This is a genomic window from Pseudomonas parafulva, from assembly GCF_000800255.1.
Taxonomy (GTDB): domain Bacteria; phylum Pseudomonadota; class Gammaproteobacteria; order Pseudomonadales; family Pseudomonadaceae; genus Aquipseudomonas; species Aquipseudomonas boreofloridensis.
Genome location: NZ_CP009747.1, coordinates 4,468,310 through 4,482,954 on the forward strand (window position 1 = coordinate 4,468,310; position 14,645 = coordinate 4,482,954).

At 61.8% G+C, this 14,645-nt stretch carries 14 protein-coding genes and 1 pseudogene; 4 read left to right on the forward strand and 11 right to left on the reverse strand.

Annotated features, from left to right (window positions below):
* Window positions 1-864: a YicC/YloC family endoribonuclease gene (locus NJ69_RS19610; RefSeq protein ID WP_039582457.1), complete on the reverse strand. Its 864-nt coding sequence runs from the start codon at window positions 862-864 to the stop codon at window positions 1-3.
* Window positions 865-1,084: 220 nt separating this feature from the next.
* Here NJ69_RS19610 and rph point away from each other — a divergent pair, with 220 nt between their 5' ends.
* Together rph and NJ69_RS19620 are read left to right on the forward strand one after the other, a co-directional pair.
* Window positions 1,085-1,807, forward strand: a complete 723-nt coding sequence (gene rph, locus NJ69_RS19615) for a ribonuclease PH (protein ID WP_029612290.1) — start codon at window positions 1,085-1,087, stop codon at window positions 1,805-1,807.
* 26 nt (window positions 1,808-1,833) lie between these two features.
* Complete coding sequence (locus NJ69_RS19620; protein WP_029612291.1) at window positions 1,834-2,202, forward strand: DUF4870 domain-containing protein; 369 nt, start codon at window positions 1,834-1,836, stop codon at window positions 2,200-2,202.
* A 9-nt stretch (window positions 2,203-2,211) separates the two neighbouring features.
* On the opposite strand, the gene NJ69_RS19625 is transcribed toward NJ69_RS19620, so the two are convergent.
* The 10 genes and pseudogenes from NJ69_RS19625 to NJ69_RS19670 all read right to left on the reverse strand — a co-directional run bounded on the left by NJ69_RS19625 (window position 2,212) and on the right by NJ69_RS19670 (window position 11,970).
* Window positions 2,212-4,170 (reverse strand): DUF4105 domain-containing protein, encoded by a 1,959-nt coding sequence (locus tag NJ69_RS19625; RefSeq protein WP_039582459.1) that lies wholly within the window; start codon window positions 4,168-4,170, stop codon window positions 2,212-2,214.
* Window positions 4,167-4,487 (reverse strand): DUF2388 domain-containing protein, encoded by a 321-nt coding sequence (locus NJ69_RS19630; protein WP_029612292.1) that lies wholly within the window; start codon window positions 4,485-4,487, stop codon window positions 4,167-4,169. The genes NJ69_RS19625 and NJ69_RS19630 overlap by 4 nt, the downstream gene beginning before the upstream one ends.
* 36 nt (window positions 4,488-4,523) lie before the next feature.
* Window positions 4,524-4,817, reverse strand: a complete 294-nt coding sequence (locus NJ69_RS19635) for a DUF2388 domain-containing protein (RefSeq protein ID WP_029612293.1) — start codon at window positions 4,815-4,817, stop codon at window positions 4,524-4,526.
* An 80-nt stretch (window positions 4,818-4,897) separates the two neighbouring features.
* Window positions 4,898-5,215 (reverse strand): DUF2388 domain-containing protein, encoded by a 318-nt coding sequence (locus NJ69_RS19640; RefSeq protein WP_029612295.1) that lies wholly within the window; start codon window positions 5,213-5,215, stop codon window positions 4,898-4,900.
* Between the two features lie 299 nt (window positions 5,216-5,514).
* Window positions 5,515-5,727 carry a DUF1127 domain-containing protein gene (locus NJ69_RS19645; RefSeq protein ID WP_029612296.1) on the reverse strand — a complete coding sequence of 71 codons (213 nt, stop codon included), beginning with the start codon at window positions 5,725-5,727 and terminating at the stop codon, window positions 5,515-5,517.
* Window positions 5,728-6,059: 332 nt separating this feature from the next.
* On the reverse strand, window positions 6,060-7,553 hold the full coding sequence (locus NJ69_RS19650) for an acetyl-CoA hydrolase/transferase family protein (RefSeq protein WP_039582460.1): 1,494 nt from the start codon (window positions 7,551-7,553) through the stop codon (window positions 6,060-6,062).
* A 188-nt stretch (window positions 7,554-7,741) separates the two neighbouring features.
* On the reverse strand, window positions 7,742-9,193 hold the full coding sequence (locus tag NJ69_RS19655) for an NAD(P)(+) transhydrogenase (Re/Si-specific) subunit beta (protein WP_039582462.1): 1,452 nt from the start codon (window positions 9,191-9,193) through the stop codon (window positions 7,742-7,744).
* Window positions 9,190-9,510, reverse strand: a complete 321-nt coding sequence (locus NJ69_RS19660) for an NAD(P) transhydrogenase subunit alpha (protein WP_039582464.1) — start codon at window positions 9,508-9,510, stop codon at window positions 9,190-9,192. The genes NJ69_RS19655 and NJ69_RS19660 overlap by 4 nt, the downstream gene beginning before the upstream one ends.
* Window positions 9,511-9,521: 11 nt before the next feature.
* Window positions 9,522-10,642: pseudogene (locus NJ69_RS19665) on the reverse strand (Re/Si-specific NAD(P)(+) transhydrogenase subunit alpha).
* 428 nt (window positions 10,643-11,070) lie between these two features.
* Window positions 11,071-11,970, reverse strand: a complete 900-nt coding sequence (locus tag NJ69_RS19670) for a LysR family transcriptional regulator (protein WP_029612298.1) — start codon at window positions 11,968-11,970, stop codon at window positions 11,071-11,073.
* A gap of 163 nt (window positions 11,971-12,133) precedes the next feature.
* On the opposite strand from NJ69_RS19670, the gene NJ69_RS19675 reads away from it, so the two are divergent.
* Window positions 12,134-13,315, forward strand: coding sequence for an acyl-CoA dehydrogenase (locus tag NJ69_RS19675; RefSeq protein ID WP_039582465.1), 1,182 nt, complete (start codon window positions 12,134-12,136; stop codon window positions 13,313-13,315).
* A 15-nt stretch (window positions 13,316-13,330) separates the two neighbouring features.
* Window positions 13,331-14,551 carry a CaiB/BaiF CoA transferase family protein gene (locus NJ69_RS19680; protein ID WP_039582466.1) on the forward strand — a complete coding sequence of 407 codons (1,221 nt, stop codon included), beginning with the start codon at window positions 13,331-13,333 and terminating at the stop codon, window positions 14,549-14,551.
* The last annotated feature ends 94 nt before the right edge of the window (window positions 14,552-14,645 follow it).

The window sequence follows — 14,645 nt, forward strand, 5'->3', positions numbered from 1 at the left end:
TTACTCGATGTTCTGTACTTGTTCACGCATCTGTTCGATCAGCACCTTCAGATTGACGGCCGCCTGGGTGCTGCGCGGGTCGAAGGCCTTGGAGCCGAGGGTATTGGCTTCGCGATTGAGCTCCTGCATCAGGAAGTCAAGCCGCCGTCCGGCCGCACCGCCGGACTTGAGCACCCGGCGTACTTCGGTGACATGGGTGCTCAGGCGGTCGAGCTCTTCGGCCACGTCGCTCTTCTGCGCCAACAGCACCATCTCCTGCTCCAGGCGCTGGGGCTCGAGCTCGGCCTGCATATCGGCGAAGCGGTCAAGAATACGCTGGCGTTGCGCAGCCAGCATCTGCGGCACCAGCGCGCGCAGGGTGGCCACTTCGTGGGTCATGGCCTCCAGGCGTTCGTCGATCAGCCGTGCCAGCTCCTGGCCTTCGCGCTGACGGCCAGCTTTGAGCTCGGCAAGCGCTTCGTCGAACAGCGCCAGGGCCTCGGCGTTCAGCGCCTGCGGGTCGGCGGCATCGGCCACCAGTACACCGGGCCAGGCCAGCACTTCGAGGGGGTTGAGCGGTGCCGGCTGGTTGATGAGCCCGGCCACGGTTTCAGCGGCGGCGACCAGTTGCGCGGCGCGCTCGCGATCGACCTGCAGTGGCTTGCCGCTGCTCTCTTCGCACAGGCGCAGGGTACATTCGACCTTGCCGCGCGAGAGCCCTTGGCGCAGGCCTTCGCGGACCGCGCCTTCGAGATCGCGCAGGGCCTCGGGCAGACGCAGGTGCGGCTCCAGGTAGCGGTGGTTGACCGAGCGCAACTCCCAGCTCAGGGTGCCCTGGCTGCCGGCGCGCTCGACGCGGGCAAAGGCGGTCATGCTGTGCACCATGGGGAGAACCTCGCGAATTTCGGGATGACGGAGCGCCTTTCGGCTGCAAGGCGCAGGATTGTAGCGCAGTGCGGCGACGGCGCCCAATCGCGCCGCGCCGCGCACCGGTGACAGAGCAGACAGGTCGACGGATGGCACGCCCGAGACATTAGGCATGTCCTCGTGCGTTTAGCAGCCCTATAATGGCCGCCTGATTCGCATTCCAGTACAGGTATCCCAGATGAAACGTCCAAGTGGTCGCGCCGCCGATCAGCTTCGCTCGATCCGCATCACCCGCAACTACACCAAACACGCCGAGGGGTCGGTACTGGTCGAGTTCGGTGACACCAAGGTCATCTGCACGGTCAGCGTCGAGAACGGCGTTCCGCGCTTCCTTAAAGGTCAGGGCCAAGGCTGGCTGACTGCCGAGTACGGCATGCTGCCGCGCTCGACCGGCGAGCGGAACCAGCGCGAGGCCAGTCGTGGCAAGCAGGGTGGTCGCACCCTGGAGATCCAGCGCCTGATCGGCCGCTCCCTGCGCGCCGCGCTGGACATGAGCAAGCTCGGCGATATCACGCTCTACGTCGATTGCGACGTCATCCAGGCCGATGGCGGTACCCGCACGGCGTCGATCACCGGTGCCATGGTCGCCCTGTGCGACGCGCTGGCGGTGATCAAGAAGCGCGGCGGCCTTAAGGGCGGCAACCCGCTCAAGCACATGATCGCGGCTGTCTCGGTAGGCATGTACCAGGGCGAGGCGGTGCTGGACCTGGACTATCTGGAAGATTCCGCCGCCGAGACCGACCTCAATGTGGTCATGACCAGCGCGGGCGGCTTCATCGAAGTGCAGGGCACTGCCGAAGGCGCGCCGTTCCAGCCTGAAGACTTCAATGCCATGCTGGCACTGGCCCAGAAGGGCATGACCGAGATCTTCGATCTGCAAACTGCCGCACTGGCCGACTGAGCGCTTCCCAAGAGGACCATTGATCCATGAATGAGCCAAATCCACCGATCGGAACCGTCAGCGCCGAAGCCCGGCAATGGGCGATGTTCTGTCACTTCAGTGCGTTTCTCGGGCTGGTGATGCCGTTGGGACATCTGCTCGGGCCGTTGGTGATGTGGCTCTGGAAGCGCGAATCGGACCCCTTCGTCGATGCCCAAGGCAAGGAGGCGCTGAATTTCCAGATCACCGTCACCCTGGCCGGGTTCATCTGCTTCCTGCTGATGTTCGTGGTGATCGGTGTCGTGCTGCTCGCCATCCTCGCGGTGGCGATGCTGATTCTGATCATTCTGGCCGGCGTTCGCGCGAACGAAGGCAAAGCCTATCGCTACCCGTTCATCTGGCGTCCGATCAAGTAACCGCTACGTTCAAGGCAGCTGCAAACCGCCGGCTGCCTTGTGCAACGCCCTCAGATGTTCGCCGATCTGCTTGACGTTGGTCTCGATAGCGGCAATTTCTTTGGCCCTCGCGGGCTCCAGCAGTGCTCTCACCTCCTTGTCCAGATCGGTGCTCAGGCGCAGCAATTGCGCCTGACGCTCGCTGCTGACTTTCTCCAGATGCGCGCGCTCTTGCGGTTGCGGCAGACCATAGCCCCGCGACTCCAGCAATTCGGCCGGCCGGCTGAGGAAGCCGCTGTTGGCGAGCATCTGCTGCAGAGTCGCATTGGCTTTGTCGATGCTGCCGTCCTTTAATGCGGCCGCGTTCAGATAACGCTGCTTGACCTCATCCTGTGCCAGTAGCAGTTGGCGACGCAGGCTGGCCTGCTCCAGCAGTAGCAGGGCCGCGCTGGTGCGCAGATTGGCCTGGGCGAACCAGGGCCGACGCTGTTCGGCGTCCTGTGCAAGCCAGTCCTCCACGGCGGTCTGCGGGATCGGGAGCTGTTTTCTCAACACCTCGAACATCGCCTGGTAGCGGTCTCGATAGGAGTCGAACCGATAGCCCAGGCGCAAGGCTTCGCGCGGATCGTCGAGCACGTGGGTATCGGCCAGGCCGCGGCCCTTGAGCACTTCCAGCAAGCCGTTGGGCATGATCGAATCGAGGTCGCTCAAGCGTGGATCGGCGGTGCCGCTGCGCATCAGCTTTAGGGTTTCCACCGCACAGTTGTTGGACAGGAAGTAGTAGTTGCCGTCATAGCTCCAGTGCATCTCCGCTGCCTGGCGCACCAGGTCCTCGATCTGCTGACGATCAAGCTTGAGCGGCACCGACGACAGGCTGCGCAGTTCGGTCTTGGTGTATTCGTCGATGACCTGGCCCAGCGGCAACACGAACAGCCGCGAGGGGTAGGCTCCGATCAGGCCGTCCCAACTGGACAATTGCACATCGTTGACGAAGGCACGGTAGGAAAGCACCAGGTGGCGGTCCAGGTCCAAGCGGCAGTCCGGACCGCGTGGCCGACCTGGGGCGCAGATCACCAGCCGCAGCATGCTGTGCCCCCAGCGGCTCACCCAGTTCTGGTTGGCTTCGGCGAGCAGGTAGTCGACCTGGTAGACGCGCTCGGGATCGATATCGCCCAGCGGCTCGCGGGCGAAGTCGCTGCCGGCATTCAGGAAGGGCAGGCCTTGGGCGCAGGTGTCTTGCGCCGGTGCCCAGGCGAAATGCTCGCGCAGGTATTGGTTCAGCGCTGGCCGGCGACAGCCGTAGCTCGGGTCGAGGAGGAAGTACTCCATGTTGACCGCGATGAATTCCTTGGGGCTGCTCAACTCGTAGGCGTCAGGCGTGCGCACCAACTGGCCGTTGTGCTGTTCGCGCTCGCCGCGACGGCCTACGTATTGTGGCCAGCCGGCCAGATCGAGCAAGCGTGGGTCGTCGCTGAGGGTGAAGCGGCGCTCGGTCTCGCCACGGCATTGCTGCGGTAGGCCGATATCGCCGAGCGTCGTGTACTGCCGCTTGCAGCGGGCGATGCGTGAGCGCTCCGCACCTTGCCATAGGCGTGCGCGGTCATAGATGTGGGTCAGCTCGTGGAGCACGGTGGCGAGCAGTTCTTCGCGGACCGTGCCATGGGGGCGCTGGGTCTTTTCAGTGGCGGCGCTGCCGTCGACCAGACCAGGCAGCAAGCGGCGATTGAGTTCCAGGCTGGCTACCGGCGACGCCTGCCCGTAGGCATCGGCCGGCATGCGGTCGCTCCAGCTGACGTCAATTCGCCGATCCAGGCGCTGCTTGAAGGTCGGCGGCAGTTTGGACAGGGCCTCATCGAGCAAGGCCTGGGACGCTTGCCGTTGGTGAGCGTCGAGACCGTGAGTCTGCAAGTCCAGTCGCAGGTCCGCCAGGGCGGGCGTGCCGAGCAGCGTCAGGGCGCAGCCGAGCAGCCAGGCACGCGCGCGCTTCACAGCGAGAGGATGGCTTCGGCCAGAACCTGATCGCTGGCGTCGCGTGCCTCGGGCACACGGTCGCGCAGGGTGTCGAAGGCCGCCTCGAGCTGAGCGCCGCGGATATCGCCGTTGCTGGCGACGAAGCTGGCCGCATCGTCACGGGCTTCGCGCACGACCTTGGAGTCGCGGATCGAGGTGGTGGTGTCGGAGGTGAAGTCGATCGAGCGGCCAAAGGCACGCACGATGATGTTGCTGGTGGCCACCAGGGTCTGTGCCTGGGCCAGGTCGGCCAGCAGCAGCATGCCGAGGGTGGCGGCGATCAGCGGTTTACGCATGGAGCATCTCCGAAGAATACGAGGAGTCAGGGGTGATCATTGGACGAGAATTGCCTCTGCCAGTTCAAGGTCGTCGTGATTGCCAAGCCAATGATGGCGGCGCAGTTCGACGAGCGCAGCCTGGAGACGGGCGCTGCGTATCTGTCCGCCACTGGCGACGAACGTGGCGGCGTCATCGCGGGCCATGCCGACGATCTTGCGATCGAACGGCGCGGTGGTCACTTGGGTGGTGACGTAGCCGGTCATGATTGGAAACTGAGTGGTGACGTCCATGGCGTGGACGCTTCCCACACTGGCGAAGGCAAGCAGCAGGGTTATCAGGTAACGCATGGGCTTAACGTTCTGTCGGCTGGGCGAGGCTTGCAGTGCAGTCGGTGTGTAACGCCGACTGCGCGAACCTGAAGGCGTAATCAATAGGCCAGGATGGCCTGGGCCAATTGTGCATCGCTCGCTTGCAGCGTCGGCACCTGCTCGCGGATGTGGGCAAAGGCGCTTTCCAGCTTGGCGCCGCGAATGGCGCCCTGACTGCCGACGAAGCTGGCGGCGTCGTCGCGTGCGGCTTCGACGATTTTCTTGTCACGCAGCGACGAGCTGGCGTCAGAGGTGGCGTCGGTGGACGCTGCGACCCCGCGAACAACGGTATCGGTGGTGACCACGAAGCTGCTGGCCTGGGCGGTGCTGGTCAGGGCCAGCAGCAGGGCTGCGCCGAACAGGGATTTACGGGACATGGATGGTGCTCCTGCGAAGGGACGGTTCTGGTTACTCGGACGCTTGCGGGACCGCACAGGATACCTGTGGGCACACTGACACGCGCGGACACGCTAACAGGCGGGTGACGCAAGCGTACCACGGGGCATTGTTTCAGGATGTTAAGGGAAGGTCGCTTCAAACTGTTTCGGTTATTTCGGATTTCATTCGAACTGTACCTGTTCAGCACGGTTTTACCATTCCCAATAAAAAACCCGTCACAGTTGCCTGTGACGGGTTTTCAAGAATGCAGTGCCGATCAGTGTCGGCACACCAGCGCTTAGCGCCAGAAAGGCTTGCTCAGCTCTTGGTAGCGCTGCGATTCGCTGATACCCGCATCAGCGAGCAGGCGTGCATCCAGGCGAGCGAGTTGACGACGACTGGCGATGCGGCGTTGCCACAGCAGCAGGGTCGAAACGACGCGCAGTGGCGCCGAGGCTTTGGATTCAGTGTTGTTGTCGAAAACCAGACCGGAACTGAGGGTACGTTCCATGATGTGTCATCCTTCCGCTTATGGCGGGACTAGATAGTGATTTAACTGGTGCCAATGATCCTCTCGTCTTGTCCAGTACAGTAGATACAGTTCAACAGTATTGAGTGGGCTCAGTTAACTGTTTGTGGGCACTGTTGCACTCAAAATTGGCGCAACTGTATTGGTGTGCGCCATTGTGGTGCGAATTTGGAGGGGTTAAGTCTTTTTAGTGAGTATGGGCGGGGGTTATTGCAATACAGTAGTACAGTTTTATTCGTCTGACTTGGGCCAACTGTTTTATGCCGGTCACCGCAGAGTGCGTCCGCGATGACCATCGCTGGAAAGCGTTCTGATCAGCCTGCCAGCATCCGCCCGTTCTCTTCCAGGTTTTCGTGCCAGCTCAGCGCCTCGCGCAGAATGTGCGGCGTATGCCCACCGCGCGCGCAGGCCCGTTCGAAGTAGTCGTTCAGCGCCGCGCGGTAGTCAGGGTGCACGCAATTGTCGATGATGACCCGGGCGCGCTCGCGCGGTGCCAGGCCGCGCAGGTCGGCAAGCCCTTGTTCGGTGACCAGGATGTCGACGTCATGCTCGGTATGATCGACATGGCTGACCATCGGTACCACGCTGGAGATCGCCCCGCCTTTGGCGATCGACTTGGTGACGAACACCGACAGATGCGCGTTACGGGCGAAGTCACCGGAGCCGCCGATGCCATTCATCATCCGCGTGCCGCAGACATGGGTGGAGTTGACGTTGCCGTAGATGTCGAACTCCAGCGCCGTGTTGATACCGATGATGCCCAGGCGACGGACTACTTCGGGGTGGTTGGAAATTTCCTGAGGACGCAGCACGAGCTTGTCTTTGTAGCGTTCCAGGTTGCCGAACACGTCGGCGTTGCGCCGGCTCGACAGGGTGATCGAGCTGCCCGAGGCGAAGCGCAGTTTGCCTGCGTCGATCAGCTCGAAGGTCGAGTCCTGCAGCACTTCGGAGTACATGGTCAGGTCTTCGAACGGCGATTCGATCAGCCCGCACATCACTGCGTTGGCAATGCTGCCGATGCCAGCCTGCAATGGGCCGAGGCTGTTGCTCATGCGCCCGGCGGCCACTTCGCGCTTTAGGAAGTCGATCAGGTGATTGGCGATGCCCTGGGTCTCGTGATCCGGCGGCAGCACGGTGGAGGGCGAGTCGGGCTGGTCGCTGATGACGATGCCGACGATCTTCGCCGGATCGATCGGGATAGCGGTGCTGCCGATGCGGTCATCGACCTTGACCAGCGGGATCGGCGTGCGGGTTGGACGATAGGTAGGAATATAGATGTCGTGCAAGCCTTCGAGATTGGGGTTGTGCGACAGGTTGATCTCGATGATGACGTGCTTGGCGAAGATCGCGAAGCTGGCCGAATTGCCCACCGAGGTGGTCGGCACGATGTGACCTTGTTCAGTGATTGCGACGGCTTCGATGACCGCGATGTCCGGTAGCGTCAGTTGCTTGTTGCGCAACTGCTCCACGGTTTCGGACAGGTGCTGGTCGATGAACATCACCTGGCCGTCGTTGATCGCCTTGCGCAACGTGCTGTCGACCTGGAACGGCATGCGCCGGGCCAGCACGCCGGCCTCGGTCAGTTGCTTGTCCAGGTCGTTGCCCAGGCTGGCGCCGGTCATCAGGCTGATCTTCAGTGGCGATTTTTTCGCCCGTTCGGCCAGGGCGTGGGGCACGGCCTTGGCTTCGCCGGCGCGGGTGAAGCCGCTCATGCCGACGGTCATGCCGTCCTCGATCAGGCCAGCGGCATCGGCCGCACTCATTACCTTGCTGTGCAGGGAGGACAAGCGGATACGATCACGGTACATGGGGTGTCATCTCGGGCTACTTGGCTACTGCAGCGCAGTCTAGTGATTTCGCCCGGGGCCGTCCCGCGACCATGGTCGTATGAGAAGCCCGGTCGTAGAGCCGTTGATCTGGATCAGCAAAACGACAAGGCCCCAGGAAAGATCTTCCTGGGGCCTTCTTCATGTCGCTCGGTTCAGCAGGAAAAGTGCTACTCCACGGCCTTGACCATGTCTTCGATGACCTTCTTCGCGTCACCGAACACCATCATGGTCTTGTCCAGGTAGAACAATTCGTTGTCGAGCCCGGCATAGCCGCTGGCCATGGAGCGCTTGTTGACGATGATGGTCTTGGCCTTGAAGGCCTCGAGAATCGGCATGCCGGCGATTGGCGACTTGGGATCGTTCTTCGCCGCCGGGTTGACCACGTCGTTGGCGCCAAGCACCAGCACCACGTCGGCTTGCCCGAACTCGGCGTTGATGTCTTCCATTTCGAAGACCTGGTCATAGGGGACTTCTGCCTCGGCCAGGAGCACGTTCATATGGCCAGGCATGCGCCCCGCCACCGGGTGGATGGCGTACTTCACGGTCACGCCGTTGTGCGTCAGCTTCTCCGTCAGTTCCTTCAGCGCATGCTGCGCGCGCGCTACCGCCAGGCCGTAGCCGGGGACGATGATCACGCTGTCGGCGTTGCTCAACAGGAAGGTCGCGTCATCGGCCGAGCCGGATTTCACCGGGCGCTGTTCCTGAGTGCCCGCCGAGGCGCCGGCACCGGCATCGCCACCGAAGCCACCGAGAATGACATTGAAGAACGAGCGGTTCATGGCCTTGCACATGATGTACGACAGAATCGCGCCGCTGGAGCCGACCAGGGAGCCGGCGATGATCAGCATCGAGTTGTTCAGCGAGAAGCCGATACCCGCCGCCGCCCAGCCCGAGTAACTGTTGAGCATCGAAACCACCACCGGCATGTCGGCGCCGCCGATGGGGATGATGATCAGCACGCCCATGATGAAGGCCAGCACCAGCATCAGGGTGAACGCGCTGTAATGGCCGGTGAAGGTGAACAGCAGGCCCAGGGCCAGTGTCGTGATACCCAGGATCAGGTTCAGCTTGTGCTGGCCTGCGAACTGGACCGGAGCGCCTTGGAAAAGGCGGAACTTGTACTTGCCCGACAGCTTGCCAAAGGCGATGACCGAGCCGGAGAAGGTGATAGCGCCGATGGCGGCGCCGAGGAACAGTTCGAGCCGGTTGCCGGTCGGGATCGGATCGCTGATGAGCGCGACGATGCCCAGCGACTGCGGTTCCAGCACTGCAGCGATCGCGATGAAGACCGCAGCCAGGCCGATCATGCTGTGCATGAAGGCGACCAGTTCGGGCATCTTGGTCATTTCCACGCGCTTGGCCATGATCGCGCCCGCGCTGCCGCCAATCAGCAGGCCGACGAGCACGTAGCCGATGCCTGCCGTGGCGCCGCCGTTGCCCACCGAGAGCGCGGCCAGCTTGTAGATCAGGCCGATGGTGGTCAGCGTGGCGATCGCCATGCCGATCATGCCGAACAGGTTGCCGCGTCGCGACGTGGTCGGGTGCGACAGGCCTTTGAGTGCCTGGATGAAACAGATCGAAGCGACCAGATAAAGGAGGGTGACCAGATTCATGCTCATGGTTGCTTCTGCCCCGCGTTCTTGGTTTTCTTCTTGAACATTTCCAGCATGCGGCGAGTGACCAGGAAGCCGCCGAACACATTGACCGCAGCCAAAGCCACGGCCAGTGTGCCCATCACTTTGCCGGCTGGCGTCACGGTCAGGGCGGCTGCGAGCATGGCGCCGACGATGACGATCGCGGAAATGGCGTTGGTCACGGCCATCAGTGGCGTGTGCAGCGCGGGAGTGACATTCCAGACCACGTGATAGCCGACATAGATCGCCAGCACGAAGATGATCAGGTTGTAGATGCCGTGGGAAATCAGCATGTCTTCCATAGTCGTATTCCTCAGCCGTTCTTGCGCACGATCTGGCCGTCGCGGCACATCAGGCACGCGGCGACGATGTCGTCTTCGAGGTTGATCGCCAGAGCGCCGTCCTTGTCGAACAGCAGCTTCATGAAATCCAGCAGGTTGCGTGCGTACAGCGCCGAGGCGTCGGCCGCCAGCTGTGCGGGAAGGTTGGTCGGACCTACGAGGGTCACGCCATGCGCCATCACCACCTGGTCGGCCACGGTGAGGGGGCAGTTGCCACCTTGGGCTGCGGCCAAGTCGATGACCACCGAGCCAGGCTTCATCTGCGCAACGGTTTCTGCGCTCAGCAGCGTCGGTGCCTTGCGTCCTGGAATCAGTGCCGTGGTGATGATGATGTCGGCCTGCTTGGCGCGTTCGTGGACCGCCTGTGCCTGACGCTGCATCCAACTGGCCGGCATGGGGCGGGCATAGCCACCGACGCCTTCGGCGCACTCGCGTTCTTCATCGGTCTCGTAGGGGACGTCGATGAATTTCGCACCCAGCGACTCGATCTGCTCCTTGACTGCCGGGCGTACGTCCGAGGCTTCGATCACCGCACCCAGGCGCTTGGCTGTTGCGATGGCCTGTAGCCCGGCGACACCAGCGCCCAGGATCAGTACGCGGGCAGCCTTCACCGTACCGGCGGCGGTCATCAGCATGGGCATGAAGCGCGGATAATGGTGGGCGGCAAGCAGTACGGCCTTGTAGCCGGCGATGTTGGCTTGTGACGACAGCACGTCCAGGCTCTGGGCCCGCGACGTGCGGGTGCCGCTTCTAGGGCAAAGGCCGTGATGCCGCGATCGGCCATCTTGGCGATCAAATCATTGTTGAAGGGGTTGAGCATGCCCGCCAGAACGCTACCAGGGTTGATCTGGCCTAATTCTTGGTCGTTGGGGGCCACCACCTTCAGCACCAACTGTGCGCCCAGTGCGTCGGCGGCCTCGCCCAGGGTGGCGCCTGCGGCTTCATAGGCCGTATCCGGAATGCTGGCCTTGAGCCCGGCCCCACGTTCGACGGTGATCCGATGGCCTTGGCCAACCAGTTTCTTGATGGTTTCCGGGGTCGCAGCGACCCTCGTCTCACCCGTCTGCGTCTCGAGAGGAACACCAATGTGCACGACTTTTTCTCCTGCGGTGACCTTTGTCATTGTTGATTTCCAGCCCACTTCGGGTGGTGCGGCTGGAGCGGTCGTTGAGCATGCATACCGCCGGTTCCGGGGCGGGCGAGGCATTTTGCAGAGGAACCGAAACGGCATCAACCAGTTCTGAAGCGAAACGAAGTTAAAACTACAAGTCACACTGTGACCATGTGTCGCAACGCATGGGCTTCGACGCGTCTAGAATGGGACATTCGCATCATAGATGAGGAAAACGAGATTTTTTCCTGTGTTTCGCTCACAGATTGGTGAATGTCGTAAATGTCACCTCTAGCTCACGCTGTGCGGGACGTTCAGAGATTTCGTCGAGGTCATAAGATTGTTTATGGATAGGCGACATATCCATACATCTGTAGGTTTGTCTGACTAGGAACTACAGCACAGGCGGGCTACATGAGTCGGGTGTAGGCGTGCGCTTGACCTATCAGCCAATCGCGGAAAGCACGAAGCGAAGCCGACTCGATCTTGCGCTCCGGAATCATCAGATGGTAGGCCTTGTCGCTGGTCAGCACATGCCTGTTTGCGACCACCAGGCGTCCGTCCTCCAGCTCGCGTTGGATGAGGAAAGGGGGGATCAAGGCGATGCCCATCTGGTGCATGGCCGCCTGGGCCAACATTGAGAACAGTTCATAGCGCGGCCCGGTCATGTCCCGCTCCACAGTCATGCCGAGACTGGTGAACCACTGTCGCCACGCGTAGGGGCGAGTGGTCTGCTGCAGCAAGGGTAGCTGTGCGATTTCTCCCGGCTCGATGCAGTCCTGCTTTTCGAGCCAGTGCGGACAGCACACCGGCACCGGGTTCTCGCCCATCAACCGGTGCGATTGGGTGCCAGACCAGTCGGCATCGCCGAAGTAGATGGCCGCATCAAAAGGCGTGTCGGCGAACAGGAAGGGCCGAGTACGGTTGGTCAGGTTGACCGTCACCTGCGGATGACGTTGCTGGAAATCCTTGAGTCGTGGCAGCAGCCATTGAGTGCCGAAGGTAGGCACCACGGCCAGTTCGATGACACTGGCGCCTTGCTGGCGCATCACCGACAGTGTGTCGCGCTCCACCGCATCGAGCTGCGCTGCCACCTGGCGGCTATAGGAAAGGCCGGCTTCGCTCAGCTTGACTCCGCGTTGCGAGCGTCGAAACAGCTCTACATTGAGGAAGCTTTCCAGGCTGGCGATCTGTCGGCACACGGCGCCCTGGGTCAGTGCCAGCTCCTGTGCGGCCTTGGTGAAGCTCTCGTGGCGGGCTGCAGCTTCGAAGCAGACCAACGCGGCGGTGCTAGGGATCTTCCGGCGCATGTACGTCAATCTCACTCATCAAGGGTCACTCAGGCGATTCTGTCCTCTCTTGGAGTGAGAAAACAACACAGGTAGGTGCGCAATCCTCGTTTGTCGTGCTGCCGATTCGGACCTAGGATCAACTCCAGCCCTATTCATCGGACATCTGCAGAGGACTCATCACATGGCCGGTAAAGCAAGCTTCAACTGGATCGATCCGCTGCTGCTGGATCAGCAGCTCACCGAAGAAGAACGCATGGTGCGCGACAGCGCCTACCAGTTCGCCCAGGACAAGCTGGCGCCGCGTGTGGTCGAGGCCTTTCGTCATGAGCGTACCGATGCAGCGATTTTCCGCGAGATGGGCGAGGTCGGTCTGCTGGGCGCAACCATCCCGGTGGAGTATGGCGGCAGTGGCCTGAACTACGTGTGCTACGGATTGATCGCTCGCGAGGTGGAGCGCATCGACTCCGGTTATCGCTCGATGATGAGCGTGCAGTCTTCCTTGGTGATGGTGCCCATCGATACCTTTGGCAGCGAGGCGCAGAAGCAGAAATATCTGCCGAAGCTGGCCAGCGGCGAATGGATCGGTTGCTTCGGTCTGACCGAGCCCAACCATGGTTCCGATCCTGGGGCGATGATCACTCGGGCACGCAAGGTCGAAGGTGGCTACAGCCTGACTGGCAGCAAGATGTGGATCACCAACAGCCCCATTGCCGACGTATTCGTGGTTTGGGCCAAGGATGATGCCGGTGATATTCGTGGCTTCATTCTGGAAAAAGGCTGGAAAGGCCTGAGCGCGCCGGCCATTCACGGCAAGGTGGGCCTGCGTGCTTCGATCACTGGCGAGATCGTCATGGACAGTGTGTTTGTGCCGGAGGAGAACATCTTCCCTGAAGTGCGTGGTCTCAAGGGGCCGTTTACATGCCTGAATTCAGCGCGATACGGCATCTCGTGGGGAGCACTGGGCGCGGCGGAAGCCTGCTGGCACACCGCGCGCCAGTACACGCTCGATCGCCAGCAGTTCGGCCGCCCGCTGGCGGCCAATCAGTTGATCCAGAAGAAGCTCGCCGACATGCAGACTGAAATCACCCTGGGCCTGCAGGGCTGCCTGCGTCTGGGGCGGATGAAGGATGAGGGCACGGCGGCGGTGGAAATCACCTCGATCATGAAGCGCAATTCTTGCGGCAAGGCGCTTGAAATCGCCCGTCTGGCCCGCGACATGCTTGGCGGTAATGGCATTTCCGATGAGTTCGGTGTGGCCCGGCATCTGGTCAACCTCGAAGTGGTCAACACTTATGAAGGTACCCATGACATTCATGCGCTGATCCTCGGGCGTGCCCAGACTGGCATCCAGGCGTTCTATTAATAGAAGGAGCAGGCCATGGGAGCGCTTTCTCACCTGCGGGTGTTGGATCTGTCTCGGGTGTTGGCCGGACCTTGGTGTGGACAGATTCTCGCCGACTTGGGCGCGGATGTGATCAAGGTCGAGCGTCCCGGCAGTGGCGACGATACACGCGCCTGGGGGCCGCCCTTCCTCAAGGATGCGCAGGGCGAGAGTACCAGTGAAGCTGCTTACTACCTGTCCGCTAATCGCAACAAGCGCTCGGTCACGATTGATTTCACCCAGCCCGAGGGTCAGCGCCTGGTGCGTGAGCTGGCGGCCAAGTCCGATATCGTCATCGAGAACTTCAAGGTGGGCGGTCTGGCCAGCTATGGGCTGGATTATCACAGCCTGAAGATGGTCAACCCCACCCTTATCTATTGTTCGATCACGGGCTTTGGCCAGACCGGTCCATATGCCAAAAGAGCGGGCTACGATTTCATGATTCAGGGGCTGGGCGGGTTGATGAGCCTGACCGGGCGCCCTGAGGGCGAGGAGGGCGCGGGGCCGATAAAAGTCGGGGTGGCGCTGACGGATATCCTGACGGGCTTGTATTCCACGGTTGCGATTCTGGCTGCGCTTGCCCATCGCGACCAGATGGGCGAAGGCCAGCATATCGATATGGCGTTGCTGGATGTGCAAGTGGCGTGTCTGGCGAATCAGGCGATGAACTACCTGACCACCGGAGTTGCACCGAAACGGCTGGGTAACGCGCACCCCAACATCGTTCCTTACCAGGACTTCCCCACTGCAGACGGCGATTTCATTCTTACCGTGGGGAACGATGGGCAGTTTCGCAAGTTCGCTGAGGTGGCGGGTCAGCCCCAGTGGGCGGATGACCCGCGGTTTGCCACGAACAAGCTGCGGGTAGCGCATCGGGCGGAGCTCATCCCGCTGATCCGTCAGGTGACGGTGTTCAAGACTACGGCGCAGTGGGTTGGCCTTCTGGAGCAGGCGGGTGTGCCGTGCGGACCGATCAACGACCTGGCGCAAATGTTCCAGGATCCGCAGGTGCTGGCCCGTGGGCTGGCGCTGGATGTGCCGCATGCGTTGGCGGGCAGTGTGCCGCAGGTGGCGAGTCCTATCCGGCTGTCGCGTACACCGGTGGAGTACCGTCACGCGCCGCCCTTGCTGGGTGAGCATACTCAGGCGGTACTCGAAGAGGTGCTGGGGCTGGAGGCGAGTGTCGTGCAAGGGTTGAGGGATGCCGGCGTGGTGTAGGTGGGGTGGTAGACCTCTCTATAAGTGAGTGGGGTGGCCGGTAGGCCACCCCGCTTTGTTTCAACTATTTGAATTTATTTGAAATTAAGCCTTG